Below are 16,187 nucleotides of genomic sequence, written 5' to 3'. Positions count from 1 at the left end.
CTTTACACCTTAATGCCGTTCCCCCCACACAGAACAAATTGTTTATACCTGGCTGAGTAAATAACCTTATTGTTAGTATGGGTATACTGGGTGATGATAACCCCGCAATTTCATTATTCATTGTTCTCCCATAGGATGAGGTTTCCCGCCGTAACTGGCGGGCTTTTTTTGCCGCAGAATTTTTCCTTTTAACACCCTGTAAACGAAAACTGCGCCGAAGCGCAGTTTAATCGTTGATGGTCAGAACGACCAGTTCGCACCAGCCACCGCGTTCCACGGGGATTCCACACCGGCACCATGGCTATACCCCACCCCGAGATGCCCGCTTAACGAACTGCTGAATGAGGCTTTAATACCTGCCTGATATATTCCACGTCTGCCCGACAAATCATTGACAAAATTACCGTCATTATTCACTTTCACCCGGTTATCATCGACAAATTCTTTGCGCACAGCCGCCTTCAGCCACGGCTCAACTTCCATGCCGTTCCCCAGACGCATGTTGTAACTCAGCGTTGCGCCCAGTTCACGATATATACTGCGGGTATCGACTGATTTCGATTCCATGCCATTGGATAAATGATATTCGGGGTTATCAGCGGTGAACCCCGTTAACGATGCATACGGCGTCAGGTTCCAGTTACCATCGGTAAATCGCATCCCGGTTTCAATGTGCCCCCCCAGCCCGTTGCTATGATAACTGCCGTTGGCGGCTCCACCGCTGCTCATTTTACCGGCTACGTTACTTTCAAAGCGGTTCAGCTTCACGATACCGTCCAGATAGAAACCACTTTCATGTTCCCAGCTGGCATAGCCCCCCAGAGAATAACTGCCCACACTGCCATGTCCTCCACGATCAAAACCGATATGTGAATGGGAATAACCCATAAAAGCGCCCAGCGTCGCAATCCCCTCAGGAATATCATTACGACTGTCGATCCCCACTGTCATTCCGGTCAGCGTCTGCTCAAACCCAGCCCCCGCATCGGTGGTGACATTATTACGGGTGTTATACGTCGCCCCCCAGACATTATTGTTGTGTGGACTCGCTTTCATTATGTTCAACCGCTCGCGAATACTGTTTAGCTCAGCATCAAAGACCAACGGTAATGTTGCTGCCATATTGAGTACGGCAGCCGTAGAAGGCGTGATGCGTTTCTCCGGAACGGGTGTCGGCGTTGGCTCGGGAGTCGGGTCTGGATTTGGATTTGGATTTGGATTTGGATTTGGATTTGGGTTCGGATTTGGATTTGGATTTGGGTTCGGATTTGGGTTCGGATTTGGGTTCGGATTTGGGTTCGGATTTGGGTTCGGGTTCGGGTTCGGATTTGGATTTGGGTTGACATTATTAGTCAGGTTCCAGTTGCTGTTGCCGTCGCTTTTCAGGACATACTCATAGGTCCCAAGATCAACGAAACCGCCGGTATTGCCCAGCGTAAACGACGCATCCCCTCCCCCTGTTTTCACCAGCGTCATCGCATCGTCAGACTGAGGGCTGACGCCGGTATCCTGAACAAAGATTTTAAAATTACCAGTGGCGTTGTTGTTGACGATCAGTTGATCGCCCCGGGAGCCTGCAACGTTGGTATGCAGGTAGAAATTACCGCTGCCGGAAAGTTCACTGGTGGTCAGCGTATTGTAGATACCGTTAGTTGTGGCAGGCGCTGATAAATAAACATCACCGTCGTTGAGTAGCAAACTGTTTACTCTATATTCGCAGTTGCTGGTGCCTGCACAGGAATTATTGCTGTTAAGCCAGACACTGCCCCGGCTGGCAGCCGTCAGGTCGGCAAGCGTCGTATCGACGCCATTTCCGATAGTTAATGTCGCGCTATCGGTAATCCGGACCACCCCTTCAAGTTTAACTGGCGTAACATTATCCCGTGGCGTCATTAACGACAGGCTTCCTGTCGCGCCACTGACCGATGCATTCGCCAACGTACCTGCGTAGACGATTGCCGTCCCACCAGAGACCTGTAGATCTTCTGCCCGGGCCAGAGCCTGAAACTCATCTTTTGACCGCCCAAGGGTATATTGCCCACCAGAGTTAACCTTTGTGGCGGAGTCCTGACCCAGGTTTTGCATTGCACCACCCTTGTCAACCGTGGAGTCACGGGCTTCGGTACCTGCTAATACCAATAAATTACCGCCATTTTCCAGCAACATATTGGTCGCTAAATTGCTGGCAATGGAAAAGGTGCCGTACTGGTGCGTACCGCTGATTTCAATACCGTTAGCCGTGCTCGTCTGGAGAGCGGCACCGCTGTTCTGGACGATATCTGTCGCTTTGCCATTATCGTTGACTGTCAGCGTTCCGCCTTCATTGATCGTTGTTTTTATTGCCTCTCCGTTAGCTGAAACTGTTTGTATTCCGCCGTCGTTAATTGTTGTCTCATTTGCCACACCCTCGACGATTTGTTCACCGCCAGTGAGCGTCGTGCCTGTCGCAGTGGCTTTTGTTTTGACGATCTCCCGACCGCCCGCATTGACCTGTGTTTTGGCGGAAGTGGTGTCTGACTCCACGGTTAACACGCCGCCATTTGTCAGCAGGATATTGTTCGCCGCACCCTGCTCGATGCTGAACGCGACGCCATCAGCGCGTGTCCCTGTGACCCGCGTCGCCCTGGTGGTTGCAACCAACGCGCCCTGACTACTCTGCTGTATCCCCGTTGCGCTGCCTTTCTCCCGCACATCGAGTATGCCGCCATTGTTAAGTCTGGTGGTATATGCTACGGCCTCCTCGTGGACAATCAGCTTACCGCCAGCATCAACGATGGTATCTACCGCCGAGGTTTGAGCTACGACCGTCAGTTGGCCGGTATTTTCCAGCACAACATGCTCAGCCCTGCCTCCGGTAATAGTGAAGTGAGATGACCTCTGGTATCCATCAATATCAGTCCCCGCGCCCGTATTGGCAACTAAAGCGCTCCCCGTGTCCAGGTAAACCCCATGTGCGATACCGCCGGTATCGACAATCAGCGTGCCTCCGGCGCGAATATTGCTGCCAGTTGCCGTACCTCCTTTCTCAACAACCTGCTTGCTCCCGGAAGAGATATTTGTTGTGTCAGCTTTCCCGCCGCTCTTGATATTTTGCGTGCCACTGTTGATATTAGTTCCCGTAGCAATACCATGATTATAAATATTCTGTGTACCACCATTAATGATGGTATTAGTCGCGTTCCCGGCAACATCCATGGCCCCGCCGTTATCTATTCGGGTCGCATCAGCTTTAGCATTCGTTAAAACTGACATTGTTCCTTTATCGTTAATTATCGTCCCTGTAGAAATTCCTCCCTCACTAATTGTCTGGCTGCCACCGTTAATGACTGTATTATTAGCCTGCCCCTGATAAGAGCCATGACCAGATACCTCTTGATGTCCACCAGTATCAATAACACTTCCATTAGAAATCCCGCCATATACCTCCTGATTGCCGTGATTGATGATATGAGCATTATTTGTTGTACCTCGTTCATCTACTCTTTGGCTGCCGTCTACAGTCTCATCATTTACAACACCAATAACATTAGAAGTGAAAGCCGTCATCCCGGGAGGGGCATATATCATGGCAGCTATCAATAAGGAAAGTACTGAGCGGTGAAAATAATAGCGACTGGTTCTGTTCATAAATTTCATCCTCTGAAAAATGAATACTGAGTAGCGTCTAAGTGACCTAAGCTCTGCTGCAACATCAGCCCGCAGGCACCAGACCAGGGGATTCATCCTGAAGAGACAGCGCAGGTGTATTGTGTTCACCGCTCATCAAAGACATCATGATGAAATGATGATATCCCGCATAAGAAAGAGGCACTTTTTAAACGCAGTGCGCTGAAGTGTAGTTGGATAAAAAATCACTCTTTTCTGATAATACTGTCGTACGCTTATTTTTCGACAATGAGGCCGTCGGCAAAATAAAATGACTAATGTAATCGTTGCTGATGAATATCTTCTGCTCACATAAAAATCACACAATAATATTGATAAATCAGATTATCTTACCTTTACAACATTGTATTAACAGTCAATAACACTTCTTGAATAAAAATATTGTCAATCAATGAGTTATTTCTCATTTGAGATTATTCTCATTCCCGTAAAAAACATAATTCCTATCATCACAGTCACGCTCATTTTGAATTATCTGAATAATAGCGAGCGTTCTTTAGTTAAGCAGATCTTAATTGAAGACGAAATTATTGTGTGTGCAACTTACTTAATACCGGACATCTAAGTTGAAGAAAAAAATACTTGCCTTCGGGCTTATCTCAGCATTGTTCTGCTCCACGCCAGCGATGGCGGATATGAATCGCACCACGAAAGGTGCATTGCTAGGCGCAGGCGTTGGTTTACTTACTGGCAATGGTGTTAATGGCGTACTGAAAGGTGCAGCTGTTGGCGCTGGTGTTGGTGCAGTAACAGAAAAAGGCCGCGACGGTAAAAATGCGCGTAAAGGTGCAAAAGTGGGTGCCGCCGTTGGTGCTGTCACTGGCGTTCTGACCGGCAATGGCCTCGAAGGGGCGATTAAAGGTGCCGTGATTGGCGGTACGGGTGGTGCAATTCTGGGTAAAATGAAATAAGGAATGATGATGAAAAAATTTGCTTTACTGGCGGGTCTGTTTGTTTTCGCACCAATGACCTGGGCGCAGGACTACAATATTAAAAACGGTTTGCCGTCAGAAACCTATATTACTTGCGCAGAAGCCAACGAAATGGCAAAAACTGACAGCGCACAGGTTGCAGAAATTGTTGCGGTAATGGGTAATGCCAGCGTTGCCAGCCGTGATTTAAAAATTGAGCAATCTCCGGAACTGAGCGCCAAAGTGGTAGAAAAACTGAATCAGGTTTGCGCTAAAGACCCGCAAATGCTGTTGATCACGGCAATTGATGACACCATGCGTGCTATCGGCAAAAAATAATATTTAATATGTTACCGCGTCGATGAATTCGACGCGGTATTTTAGCTAACGGGGATCAGAACTTATATTTCAGGCCCACCATCACTGCGGTGTCATTGTAGCCATTATCACCCAGCTGCACGCCCACATTACCCCAGACGCTGGCCGCCGGATTCAGATTGCCATTTACGCCAAGTTTAATTTCCCCCAGATTACGCGCCCCGTCTTGTTCGACTTTCACACCGTTCATTGAGACAGCAAAATCTTTACTGTTATGGATCCAGTTCATTTCAACAAAAGGTTCAAAGTCGTCACCGTGCGGACCGCTGTTTTTCTCCTGAGTACGAATAAAGGAGCGGAAACCAAGTCGGGTCTGGATGTTGTTATTTGCGTCATTCTCAATACGTGAGCCATTGGCTTCCGTGTGCGCATTATGATCGACGCCCATCCAGATAGCCTGTGCCTGTGGCTGGAAGATCCACGTATATTTCGCCGCTTCCAGACCAAAGGATTTATTCAGGGCAAAACCGTAACCCGCTTCCAGCGAGACGGTTGCACCTTTCGCGCTATAGGATTCATAGGCTAATTCATCTCCTTTCACCGAGTTTTTAAACCAGCTATATTGCGCCCAGGCGTCAATGTATGCGCCTTTTTTACTGATGTCATCGGCAAACCAGGTGGCATACAGCCCTGCGCTATAGCCTCTGACACTCCCTTTCGAACGATAATCCGACACGCTGGAATGAGTTGAGTTGTAGTCGCGGGCATAACCAACCATCACTCCCAAACGCCAACTGTCACTGTCGGTAAAACCACCGGTTAACAGATCCGCCCCTAACTGCGAGACGTAGCGATGCGAGGTCGTTCTCAACTGTCCGTTGCTGTCACGCCAGGCATTATGCCCGCCAATTTGACGTAGCCAAAGTCGGCTTGAACGCTCCTGTTCAGTTACAGGATCGATGTAGCGCGTTTCACCTGCACGATCGTTCAGACGCATAACAAAAAGAGTGTTAGCGGCTGCCAGGTTGGCGACGTAACTTCCAGCTTCGGGGCGCAGAACGGGGGTAGGCGTTTCTGTTGATTCTGAATTTCCCTCTGAGCTGTTATCCTCCTCATTCACTGACTGATAACTTGTCAAATACCAGTTTTTGCCTTGTTGTTTTAGTTGATATTCGAAAGCTCCAGCTGCAATCCTTGCATCACCTTGTCTGAAGGCATCTGCTGGAGATTCATCGCCATTCACAGTTATGAGTTCGATCCCATTTAGCGTGGCCGCGCCGCTTCCTCCAGCATTTTTCACATAGACGGTAGTTGAACCCGAAGTATTACCCTCAACAATAAGTCTGTCAGTAGCCGATTTATCATCACCTAATACGGTGCGGATATTAAGCTGACCATTATTACCGACATAATTACCTTTTACGGTTAACGTTTTTCCCTGGGTAAATGTTTGACCATCATCATACGAAAGATTGATAATACTGTCTGAATTAGTCAGATGGGTAACAACGGAGTCATCTTTCATATTCCAGATTGTGTTTTCTGAAAGCTTCAGTGTAGTTGTGCCGCTAACGAGTTTAGTCGCTCCATTTAGAGTAGAGTCGGACGAAATTATGTTTAAGCCACCTCCAGTATTATTAACCAGAATATTATTACCAGGCGTGATAATACTTCGATTAAGGATGCTTACATCCGTTGTAGTTTTGTTAACATCAATACTATCCAAAGCACTTGAAAGTTCGACACTTGATAGTGCTATTTTGGCTTGAGAATCGATATTTGATGCATCAATTGATATTCCTTTATCTTGTTCTGATACCGCGGTGACATTGGAAAAAAATAACTCTCCACCATTGTATATTTTTGCAATGGGGGCTTTAGTGCCTTTTGTTGTAATAGAACTATTTTTTATATCAATGTTACCTTGTCGAATAGCAACTGCATAACTTCCATGCTCCCCGGTTTCAAGTGCCACATAATCTAAATTAATATATGCTTTTTCCCCATTAGCATAAGCACCATAGCTATTAGTGCCATTAGTTGTTATGGAACCACCATTCATTTTTAAATCAGCACGGCTAATAACTTCGTAACTGTTAGAATCACTAACTTCATCATCTACAGCATCGACACATGTTCGAGACTCTCCAGGACTTGAACATGCAAGAACACCTACTGCATTTTCCCCATAGGTAACAATGTTCGTTTTATCTGTGGTTTCAAGACGGGTGTTATTTTCCACAATCCCAGAATCATTAACCTGACTTAAAAGTCCCGCTGAATATGCCCCCCTCGTCTCGACTGAATTATCACCATTCATAACGATGGTGCCACCAAATTCACTGACTACTGCGCTGGCTGTTATCCCTCCATTAACATCTTGGTTATTTCCTTTGTCAGATACGCTTCCAGAGGTCTTAATATCGCTATCGCTTATATATAATACTTTGTTATGACTATCAACAGAAATACCATAAGATCCATCACCACTAGTCATCACACTGGCATTATTTATATATCCAGTTACACCGTCATCCACTTTCACAGCATGGCTTTCGTCTTTAGTGGTTAGATACTCTCCATTACTTATCGAATTATTATCTTTGATTTCAATCGGCGATTCTTCATCAGTTATATAGGAAAGTATACTATAATCATCCAACAATTGTGTTGCATATGCATTACCCACCGCCAAAGCAATAAGTCCTAAACTAAACCCGGGGAGTTTTTTCAGTTTCATAGATTAACCATCCATTCATTGGATTAACAAACATTCCTGGTCAAATAACCTATGAGTTCAGATTACCAAAACGGAGGGTAAAGACAAAAACAAAAGCACAAAAAATTTAAATAGATAAACAGCGACAATATATAAATGATAAATAAGGCGGCATTATCATTTTTCACCTTATTTTCATGACATTGATCACTTTGGGGTGACGATTTTGTTTAACAAATAACTCTTCGACATCAAAATTATTAATAGTTGCCATAGAAATTATTTCAATGATATATAAAACCAACTGTGATAACACCAGGGTTGACAACTATTTGCGCAATAATTCCTTTCCTTCAATGATCCAGGCGTTCACTGTCAGCACCCCATTCAGCCGCATACTGACAGTGAGAAACTGAAAGATTATTGCTGATCCCTGTGGCTGACGAGTCTTTCCCTTAATCGATTAATCAGATTGATCGCCAGCCAAACAAGGGCATTAAGCAAATTTATCGTCACAAGCACTTCTCCCAGCCCGGTACTGGGTTTTGCAATAAGGATGACCAGGAGAGTGATCAGCATAAATGCAATGGAAAAGATGATATAGAGAGTGAAATAATCCAGATTATTACTATTGTTCATGCTACTAATGGCAATCCTGTCAAAACTTTCAAACAATTATAGCAAACAAAATAATGAACAATAGTAACAAGAGGCAACGAGCTAATTAGCTGTCTATAATTACACCGCACTATGGCCTTACTGATCGATTTTCACTCAACCACAACCTTCACCTTCGGTTTAGAAAGGATAATTTTGACCAGGTCGATGTATGTTACCGGTTTATAGAAATAATAACCCTGTTGAAATGTGATATTATTTTGATTCAGATAGTCAAGTTGTTCTTTCGTTTCGACACCTTCAGCGACGATACTGATCGAAAGTTTACGCGCCAGATCCAATACACAATCCAGAATCCGAGTTGATTCTGGGTCTGCGTTTACGCGGCCAACGAAACTGTGATCAATTTTGATATAATCAATATGCAGGTCATGCAGATAAGAAAGCCCTGAGTAGCCAGTACCGAAATCATCCAGCGCGATGACAAAACCATTTTCATGCAGAATGTTCAACCGCTGAACCAGACTTTCATCAACATTTAATGGCTCACGCTCGGTAACTTCCAGAACGAGGTTTAAATCGCGACGGGTAAAACTGTCACGGTAATTTAAGCACTCGTCGACAAATGTCGGCGAAATAATATGCGAGGCGCTAAAATTAATCCCAATATGAAAACCTTCCGGCAGTTTACTCGCGATAGCGTTCATCTGTCTGGCAACCTGATTCATCAGGCTTTGCGTAAGCGGAACGATTAATCCGGATTTTTCAGCAAGTGGAATAAATGCCGCGGGTGATATATATCCACCGTGAGGTTGTTTCCAGCGGGCTAACACCTCAACTCCCCGCAATGTCCCTTCCCGACCATTTACCACAGGTTGGTAAAATGGGACGATCTCCCCATTATTTATAGCCCGTCGCAGGATCTCTTCAGGCGTTGCGCTTTTATTGAAATACCTATCAAGCAGGAAGGCAGCGGCGCAGGCGATTAACAGAATAAATATCAAAATCCCAAAGCCTTTATCGATAAGTCTGTAGAAGCTAAAGAGTGGCGGCGGGTTAAAGATAATAGTGAAATGATATTTTGTGGAGTGAACCTTCTCGGTATAGGGATAGTGTCCATTAAGCGTCATCACATCACCCGTAGGTCCAATAATGTCATCTGCCACGCGTAATACATACCTTACCCCTTTCAAGGGTACATTAAGCGCCCCGCGAATATGCTGATCACTTATCGTAACCAAAATGCGCGTATCTGCAAATTGGCTCTGATAGAGCAGGATAGGTAATCTATTAACGGTGTCGATTGCCGGAGCCAGCAGTAAATTACTGTCCGGGAAAACAGGAATACGAGACAGCAAGACCCGATTCCCCGGTAAGGATGTACACCAGACCGTTCCCTGTTTGAGAATGATGATTGTGCGCAGGTGAGGTTTCAGAGCTGCTTCAGTGCCAAGCTTATATTGCTCCTCGAGGTCGCATTCCTTCCCGGCAATGTTAACCGCCGTTTGAGTCGCCTGTGACGCTTCTTCAAGTATATGATTGATATTGTTGGCGGCATATCTCGCTCCCGCCAGGTACTCTGCTTTTGCGGAATACCAGAGCTGGATGTTCAAAATAGCGACACCGGTTATAAACAAGCATATCGCAATGAGGATGGGTATGAGTGTATTGCGCATTCACTTGTCCCGGCCAAAGGGTTTAATACATAAAAATGACATTCATTCGCTCGCGCTGGCGTCTACAGAGAGCATGGTAGAGAGCATCACAAATATCCACGCCCAAGATAAAATTTTCTCCATCTTCATCTAACCTATTAATTATTGAGCATAATGTAGGCAGAATTAAACAAATTAGGCGGGATATCAGGCGTCAAGAATGGAAAACGAGTGCTCTCCATTCTTGTTTGCTCCCTGATATTGTGGATATATTAAGAAAGCATAACGCCTGAAATGCTCACTTTGCACCAACATGGTGATACATCAGATCTGTATTCTGAAAACTTACACAAGTTCTAAGAGAGCACGGATTCCCTGTCATTAATAATGATATCCGTTAGTGTAGTCTTATGCATTTCAATGTACTGCAAGATTTGCAGATAGAGATCAGAAAGAATCACACTAGTTTCATCTTTTAAACGCAAGCGTAAAGCCTGATCAATAATATGACTATCAACATATCCATGCGTCATGAACACCTCCCTCTCGAGATTTTTAAACAACGCACATTGCAAAATAAATCTCTCTGGGATTGAATTATTCATGTCAGCCTCGTAGAAATATTAACCCAATAAAATTATGCTGTGTATAGTCTAAAGCGACAGACAAAAATAAGATGAATGAGTTTTCTATAAACTTATACTTAATAATTAAAAGTCACATATCATCCGCTGTGTATCGCAACACGATTTCCAGTGTTTTTCTGATCACATCAGCTTTGAGGATATCATTTGTTGTTTCCAGGGAGTGTATCAGACTTAAGATAATATTTTTATTATTAACATTATCGCCTGAAAGCATTAAATTGGTCACAGCCTGCCCTAACACAGCTGACTCTTCTTCTAACAAATTACCCGAACTGCGAAAGTAGCTTGATAACGCTTTATCAGTTATTGCATTATGAATTGTAGTATCTTCAAGCATGGTAACCTCTCATCTTACTTATGAAATTTTAATGTATTCTGTTTATTTTCTTACCATTGAACATACTTTTATTGTCAGCTATCGCTGTTCTTCTGTTTGGCTCTCCTGTATCACTGTTGCTAAAATCACGAATTATGCTGTCAATTAAATCTCGTCGGAAAGCATTTTCCTCAGCCGATTTCATTACGAGTAATTGCTTAATAAGAGTCTGCAACGAAAAATTTATCTTCATGCGCAGTATATGGAGCACCGCCTGGCCAGTAATTTCATATTTTGTACTTTCATTATCAGATGTCTTCATAACGACTTCATAGCTAACCTGTTAAATAATCAGGCTGTTGCATTATTCAAAAAGCAACCCAATTAGTGCATTATAATGTTTCTGTTCCTCTTCCCCTGTCGCTTGTTCCAGTCGGCATAGAAGTTTGGCACAAAGCGACTTTCGACTCAGATTACGTCCATCTTTCAAAATCTCAGTCACAATTTCCCCGAGAGTTTCCTGCTGAGTAGGCAAGTTAGCTTTTGCAAAGTAACGAGTGATTGCTCCCGCAGAATCTAAAGTCACTGAATTTTGATGCATGCTACGCCTCTGTTAAAAATGTTAATCAATGTTAAGTGAGGTAACAATAGCAAACTTGTACGAAATATGTGTACAGAATGATAAATTAATTTTTTGCATTTAGTGCTAATACATATAAAACAACAGCTTATGATAAAAAATATTGCATCATTTAAATGACAACCTATACAAGAATTTTCGCTAACTCATCTTCAACTTTTTCCATTTTTTATCAATGTAAAGAAACAGTTATGTTTTGGTATTAAAAGAAAGACACCGGAAGATATGTCTGTTACCGTCTTACTCTCGCCTCTCCCATTACCCTGGACAGTTAATGCTTACCACCCTTATTTATCGTAGCCATATACGTGACGACGAACCTGTCAAAAAAATCGAAGAAATGGTTTCGATAGCAAATCGCAGGAACATGCAGTCTGACGTAACAGGGATCTTACTGTTTAATGGTTCTCATTTTTTCCAGCTTCTGGAAGGTCCGGAAGAACAGGTTAAAATGATATATCGGGCTATATGCCAGGATCCACGGCACTATAATATTGTTGAGCTGATGTGCGATTACGCGCCTGCTCGCCGTTTTGGCAAAGCGGGAATGGAATTATTTGATTTGCGCCTGCACGAGCGAGATGACGTTTTACAGGCCGTATTCGACAAAGGCACATCAAAATTTCAGCTAACTTATGATGACAGAGCGCTACAATTTTTTCGTACTTTTGTCCTTGCAACCGAACAAGCAACCTATTTCGAGATCCCTGCCGAAGACTCCTGGCTTTTTATCGCTGACGGATCTGATAAAGAACTTGATTCCTGTACCCTTTCACCAACTATAAACGACCACTTTGCCTTTCATCCTATTGTCGATCCCTTATCGCGGCGGATAATCGCTTTTGAAGCCATTGTGCAAAAAAATGAAGATAGCCCATCAGCTATAGCGGTTGGGCAGCGTAAAGACGGGGAAATCTACAAAGCGGATCTCAAAAGTAAGGCGCTTGCATTCGCGATGGCACACGCACTTGAGCTCGGTGATAAAATGATATCAATCAATCTATTACCTATGACCCTGGTTAACGAGCCTGACGCAGTCTCTTTTTTACTTGATGAAATAAAGGCCAATGGTCTGGTGCCTGAACAAATCATCGTTGAATTTACTGAAAGTGAAGTCATATCTCGGTTTGATGAGTTTGCCGAAGCGGTTAAATCGCTAAAGGCTGCCGGTATCAGTGTAGCAATTGATCATTTTGGCGCAGGTTTTGCTGGTTTGTTACTCCTGTCACGCTTCCAGCCTGACAGAATTAAAATCAGTCAGGAATTGATTACCAATGTTCATAAAAGCGGACCACGACAGGCAATTATTCAGGCGATCATGAAATGCTGTACATCACTTGAAATTCAAGTCTCTGCTATGGGCGTGGCAACACCAGAAGAGTGGATGTGGCTTGAATCTGCAGGAATTGAGATGTTTCAGGGAGATCTGTTTGCAAAAGCTAAATTGAATGGTATCCCTTCAGTTGCGTGGCCGGAGAAAAAATAATTTTCAGCACATTATTTTGCATGTTTTCTAGAAATTATCGTGAAAATGAATACGTTATGTTTTAATTTAATCCACATTAAAAATAATGTTTCATCCAATTTAGCTGAAATCTTATTTATACTTTGTACAATTTTAGCGTATATTGTACAAAGTATTATTGGGTCGTGTACAGGCGACGGAGATTTATGACCGCAAGGAGGAATTGTGGCTTATTACAGCATTGGTGATGTTGCTGAACGTTGCGGGATTAATCCTGTCACTCTCCGGGCCTGGCAACGCCGCTACGGTTTGTTAAAACCACAGCGCAGTGAAGGCGGACACCGACTCTTTGATGAAGAAGACATACAACGCATCGAAGAGATCAAGCGTTGGATAAGTAATGGCGTCCCTGTAGGCAAAGTTAAAGCATTACTGGAAACCACCAGCCAGGATACGGAAGATGACTGGAGCCGCCTGCAAGAAGAGATGATGTCAATTCTTCGTATGGCTAATCCTGCCAAACTACGCGCGAGAATTATTTCACTGGGTCGAGAGTACCCGGTAGATCAATTGATTAATCATGTTTACCTTCCTGTTCGTCAGCGTCTCGTGCTTGATCACAACACCTCCCGCATTATGAGCAGTATGTTTGACGGCGCATTAATTGAATACGCAGCAGCCTCGCTTTTCGAAATGCGCCGTAAGCCCGGTAAAGAAGCCATTCTGATGGCGTGGAATGTTGAAGAGAGAGCACGATTGTGGCTGGAAGCATGGCGTTTATCATTGTCAGGATGGCACATTTCTGTTCTTGCTGATCCCATTGAAGCGCCGCGCCCGGAACTGTTCCCAACGCAAACATTGATTGTCTGGACAGGCATGGCACCAACGAGAAGGCAAAACGAACTTTTACAACACTGGGGTGAGCAAGGTTATAAAGTCATCTTTCATGCCCCCTAATTTCACCTTTATCCCGCCCCTTAGACAGAATCTTATAATCTGAACCCACAACAGCGTTTGTACCGGAGCTGGTCCGTTGCAAAATGCTCACCGGGAGAATTCAGGTAATCCCCCTTTCACACTTTGTACATATCACAGCCAAAGGACAGACCAGATTGAAGTGGTAAAACCGATCGTGCACACTACGCAGTCTCACAACTAACAAGAGGTTATTATCCTGATGGATCAGGTTGTTGTTTTTCAAAAGATGTTTGAGCAAGTGAGAAAAGAGCAAAACTTCTCCTGGTTTTATTCAGAATTAAAACATCACCGTATTGCACATTACATTTATTATCTGGCTACGGATAACATCAGAATTATTACTCACGATGACACGGTTTTGTTATTAAGAGGAACCAGGAACCTGTTAAAAGTTAGTACGACCAAGAACCCTGCTAAAATAAAAGAGGCCGCATTGCTTCATATTTGCGGAAAATCAACATTTCGGGAATACTGTTCAACACTGGCAGACGCGGGCGTTTTCCGGTGGGTTACTGATGTTAATCATAACAAACGCAGTTACTACGCCATTGATAATACGCTTTTATATATTGAAGATGTAGAAAATAATAAACCATTAATCTAGCTAAAGTTGGATGCTTAAAAAATACTTCATAATTCAGTAAGGCATTAGCATAATGGAAATAAAAGTGCAGAGACTATTCATATGGATGAGTAATACTATCTTTTTATTGCCACCCATAAATAATCACCAGATCAATACTATCAAATTGATATTTGAAATGTGATTACTTGACTTTCTATACGTTATTTTATAACGGTTAACATATTTATAAAAACAACGGGCGTGCCATACGTCCGTTTCAATACTTAACGCACATGTGTTTTGGTTTAGTCATCATCCGGTTATATGTATTTTAGCCAGGAACAGGTTAAATCATTCCTATATAACTCAAAAATTGAAACCTTATTCTCATGTCATGCTTATATTCATCATTATCGTTATATAAAAAGGCCAATCATAATGTTTAGCAAATTAGCGCAAAGTAGCATAAAGGCTATGTTTTAATTACAGGATGTTCAGTCATTTGAATGTATAACATTTTAACTAAACAAATCTAAAACGAAGTGAATGATTTAATGTTTTCACTAAATCTCATTTTGTTTAATCTCTATTGAGATTACTTGCTTTAAATTTTGTTTTATATAAGCAATCGTTTTAATTAATTTATTTTTTTGAAGGGTAATATACTCATATGCAAAATAAAGAAATGAACATCCAAATGAACTATATTAAATACCGTGGGATAAGACATAACAAATGAAGTGGGTAGTAATTGACACGGTAATTCAACCTACATGCGGCATATCTTTTTCAGCCATATGGGGTGATATGAAAATGATCATCTGGTATCAATCTACTATATTTCTTCCTCCTGGAAGTATATTTACACCGGTTAAGCCTGGTATTATCCTTGAGGATAAAGAATATCCTATTACTATTTATAACATTGCACCATTCAACAAGAATTTATGGAGTTTACTCAAAAGCAGTCAAGAGTGTCCTCCAGGAGAAAGCGAAATAACAAATAAATGTTTACATAATAGTTGTATTATAAAAATATGCCCATATGGACTCAAGTAATGGCCTTCATATAAATATTCTCGACATGATATTAATAATATCCACATAAATAAAACAACGGGCGTGTTATACGCCCGTTACAATATTTAACACATGTAGTAATTACATGTTCTTGATGATCGCATCACCAAACTCGCTGCATTTCAGCAGTTTAGCACCTTCCATCAGACGTTCGAAATCATAGGTTACGGTCTTCGCATTGATTGCGCCTTCCATACCTTTAACAATCAAGTCTGCGGCTTCAGTCCAGCCCATATGGCGTAACATTAGATTTAGAAAATTATTATATCCAATTGAATTAAAACAATTTTATGCTTAACGAACATCTAAACTTGTTTTTTTACCTTCACCATAACTCGCTGATTTTGTATAGTTTACGTAGCGTTTTGATAACCACTTTATGGCCAAATGGAGGTTCGCTTGAAAACTTCTGTTCTTATCCAGAAATTAATGGAAATTGACAAAACTGTACTATTCGATGCGGACGTAGTGACCGGTGAGGAATGGTGGCCAACCCCGATTTCTCGTGTTTATCACAATCCGCCACATACTTATGTAGAATTTTAAATAGGTGAACAATCTCAAAATGAATCTGACGAGCTAAGTGTTTATAGCGAATTATAAATTTGT

The 16,187-nt window shown here is 42.8% G+C and carries 19 protein-coding genes and 1 pseudogene; 9 read left to right on the top strand and 11 right to left on the bottom strand.

Features of this window, described 5'->3' with window-relative positions; translation table 11 throughout:
• Window positions 1–240: 240 nt before the first annotated feature.
• The 3 genes from ypjA to ymgJ all read right to left on the bottom strand — a co-directional run bounded on the left by ypjA (window position 241) and on the right by ymgJ (window position 3,957).
• On the bottom strand, window positions 241–3,627 hold the full coding sequence (gene ypjA, locus ACJHXB_RS09610; RefSeq protein WP_024186571.1) for an adhesin-like autotransporter YpjA/EhaD: 3,387 nt from the start codon (window positions 3,625–3,627) through the stop codon (window positions 241–243).
• A 64-nt stretch (window positions 3,628–3,691) separates the two neighbouring features.
• Window positions 3,692–3,811: a hypothetical protein gene (locus tag ACJHXB_RS09605; RefSeq protein ID WP_001131445.1), complete on the bottom strand. Its 120-nt coding sequence runs from the start codon at window positions 3,809–3,811 to the stop codon at window positions 3,692–3,694.
• On the bottom strand, window positions 3,772–3,957 hold the full coding sequence (ymgJ, locus tag ACJHXB_RS09600) for a protein YmgJ (RefSeq protein WP_071556296.1): 186 nt from the start codon (window positions 3,955–3,957) through the stop codon (window positions 3,772–3,774). Before ymgJ ends, ACJHXB_RS09605 begins: the two co-directional genes overlap by 40 nt.
• Before the next feature lie 100 nt (window positions 3,958–4,057).
• On the opposite strand from ymgJ, the gene ACJHXB_RS09595 reads away from it, so the two are divergent.
• From ACJHXB_RS09595 to ACJHXB_RS09585, 3 genes are read left to right on the top strand one after another with little or no spacing between them, the layout of a single operon-like run.
• On the top strand, window positions 4,058–4,231 hold the full coding sequence (locus tag ACJHXB_RS09595) for a hypothetical protein (RefSeq protein WP_000120099.1): 174 nt from the start codon (window positions 4,058–4,060) through the stop codon (window positions 4,229–4,231).
• A 1-nt stretch (window position 4,232) separates the two neighbouring features.
• A complete protein-coding gene (locus ACJHXB_RS09590) occupies window positions 4,233–4,577 on the top strand; it encodes a YMGG-like glycine zipper-containing protein (RefSeq protein WP_000726974.1) in 345 nt (114 codons plus the stop codon).
• Between the two features lie 3 nt (window positions 4,578–4,580).
• Window positions 4,581–4,916, top strand: coding sequence for a YmgD family protein (locus ACJHXB_RS09585; protein ID WP_000979977.1), 336 nt, complete (start codon window positions 4,581–4,583; stop codon window positions 4,914–4,916).
• 55 nt (window positions 4,917–4,971) lie between these two features.
• Here ACJHXB_RS09585 and ycgH read toward each other — a convergent pair whose 3' ends face one another.
• The 7 genes from ycgH to ycgZ form a co-directional block, all read right to left on the bottom strand.
• A complete protein-coding gene (ycgH, locus tag ACJHXB_RS09580; protein WP_000768550.1) occupies window positions 4,972–7,635 on the bottom strand; it encodes an autotransporter YcgH in 2,664 nt (887 codons plus the stop codon).
• Window positions 7,636–8,034: 399 nt separating this feature from the next.
• Complete coding sequence (gene ymgF / locus ACJHXB_RS09575; RefSeq protein WP_001306821.1) at window positions 8,035–8,253, bottom strand: cell division-associated protein YmgF; 219 nt, start codon at window positions 8,251–8,253, stop codon at window positions 8,035–8,037.
• A 131-nt stretch (window positions 8,254–8,384) separates the two neighbouring features.
• On the bottom strand, window positions 8,385–9,908 hold the full coding sequence (locus ACJHXB_RS09570; RefSeq protein WP_001246467.1) for a cyclic diguanylate phosphodiesterase: 1,524 nt from the start codon (window positions 9,906–9,908) through the stop codon (window positions 8,385–8,387).
• Window positions 9,909–10,243: 335 nt separating this feature from the next.
• Window positions 10,244–10,492, bottom strand: coding sequence for a protein YmgC (gene ymgC, locus ACJHXB_RS09565; protein ID WP_001065758.1), 249 nt, complete (start codon window positions 10,490–10,492; stop codon window positions 10,244–10,246).
• A gap of 112 nt (window positions 10,493–10,604) precedes the next feature.
• Window positions 10,605–10,871, bottom strand: a complete 267-nt coding sequence (ariR, locus tag ACJHXB_RS09560) for a biofilm/acid-resistance regulator AriR (RefSeq protein WP_000888777.1) — start codon at window positions 10,869–10,871, stop codon at window positions 10,605–10,607.
• Window positions 10,872–10,899: 28 nt separating this feature from the next.
• Window positions 10,900–11,172, bottom strand: a complete 273-nt coding sequence (locus ACJHXB_RS09555) for a hypothetical protein (RefSeq protein ID WP_000858017.1) — start codon at window positions 11,170–11,172, stop codon at window positions 10,900–10,902.
• A gap of 42 nt (window positions 11,173–11,214) precedes the next feature.
• A complete protein-coding gene (gene ycgZ / locus ACJHXB_RS09550; RefSeq protein WP_000554146.1) occupies window positions 11,215–11,451 on the bottom strand; it encodes a regulatory protein YcgZ in 237 nt (78 codons plus the stop codon).
• 313 nt (window positions 11,452–11,764) lie between these two features.
• On the opposite strand from ycgZ, the gene bluF reads away from it, so the two are divergent.
• The 6 genes from bluF to ACJHXB_RS09520 all read left to right on the top strand — a co-directional run bounded on the left by bluF (window position 11,765) and on the right by ACJHXB_RS09520 (window position 15,557).
• The gene (gene bluF, locus ACJHXB_RS09545) at window positions 11,765–12,976 is read left to right on the top strand and encodes a blue light-responsive regulator BluF (protein ID WP_001469311.1); all 1,212 of its coding nucleotides are present in this window, start codon (window positions 11,765–11,767) and stop codon (window positions 12,974–12,976) included.
• A gap of 204 nt (window positions 12,977–13,180) precedes the next feature.
• Window positions 13,181–13,912 (top strand): DNA-binding transcriptional repressor BluR, encoded by a 732-nt coding sequence (gene bluR / locus ACJHXB_RS09540; RefSeq protein WP_000332298.1) that lies wholly within the window; start codon window positions 13,181–13,183, stop codon window positions 13,910–13,912.
• A 220-nt stretch (window positions 13,913–14,132) separates the two neighbouring features.
• On the top strand, window positions 14,133–14,537 hold the full coding sequence (locus tag ACJHXB_RS09535; RefSeq protein WP_000373096.1) for a DUF1398 domain-containing protein: 405 nt from the start codon (window positions 14,133–14,135) through the stop codon (window positions 14,535–14,537).
• Between the two features lie 52 nt (window positions 14,538–14,589).
• Window positions 14,590–14,700: a hypothetical protein gene (locus ACJHXB_RS09530; RefSeq protein ID WP_019843048.1), complete on the top strand. Its 111-nt coding sequence runs from the start codon at window positions 14,590–14,592 to the stop codon at window positions 14,698–14,700.
• Between the two features lie 236 nt (window positions 14,701–14,936).
• On the top strand, window positions 14,937–14,981 hold the full coding sequence (locus tag ACJHXB_RS09525) for a protein YmgK (RefSeq protein WP_120795380.1): 45 nt from the start codon (window positions 14,937–14,939) through the stop codon (window positions 14,979–14,981).
• Window positions 14,982–15,233: 252 nt separating this feature from the next.
• Window positions 15,234–15,557 (top strand): anti-adapter protein IraM, encoded by a 324-nt coding sequence (locus ACJHXB_RS09520; protein ID WP_001469313.1) that lies wholly within the window; start codon window positions 15,234–15,236, stop codon window positions 15,555–15,557.
• Window positions 15,558–15,659: 102 nt separating this feature from the next.
• Here ACJHXB_RS09520 and ACJHXB_RS09515 read toward each other — a convergent pair.
• Window positions 15,660–15,827 (bottom strand): annotated as a pseudogene (locus ACJHXB_RS09515) (isocitrate/isopropylmalate family dehydrogenase); the annotation flags it as partial.
• Between the last annotated feature and the right edge of the window lie 360 nt (window positions 15,828–16,187).

This window comes from Escherichia sp. WS3227_2 (assembly GCF_046486495.1).
GTDB classification, from domain to species: domain Bacteria; phylum Pseudomonadota; class Gammaproteobacteria; order Enterobacterales; family Enterobacteriaceae; genus Escherichia; species Escherichia coli.
The sequence above is the reverse complement of the archived record's forward strand: the minus strand, read 5'-3'. Positions and strand labels throughout refer to the sequence as shown.